This window comes from Pseudomonas sp. TJI-51, assembly GCF_000190455.2.
In the GTDB taxonomy this organism is placed as follows: domain Bacteria; phylum Pseudomonadota; class Gammaproteobacteria; order Pseudomonadales; family Pseudomonadaceae; genus Aquipseudomonas; species Aquipseudomonas juntendi.
The window spans coordinates 1-228 of record NZ_AEWE02000180.1; the positions used below are offsets into that span (position 1 = coordinate 1).

1 protein-coding gene is annotated in these 228 nt (G+C 57.9%); it reads right to left on the reverse strand.

Features of this window, described 5'->3' with window-relative positions; genetic code table 11:
- Positions 1–228: immunoglobulin-like domain-containing protein (locus tag G1E_RS28885; protein WP_047150272.1), on the reverse strand; the 228-nt coding region annotated here is incomplete at both ends.

Consider the following 228-nt stretch of genomic DNA (forward strand, 5'->3'; position numbering starts at 1 on the left):
GACGTAGACGTTGTCTGGCGCAGTGACGGTAACCGAACCGGTGGCCTCACCTGCCTTGACGGTCACAGTAGTGCCATCAGTCAGCGTGAAGGTCAGACCTTTGTGGTTGGTTACTGGCAAGCTTGGATCAGCGCTGACCAGAGTCACGGTGTAGGTGATCTTGCCGCCTTCAGCGACGGTGGTGTTGTCTACCGACAGCTGAGCAGTAACCGGGCTCTGCGTATCGGT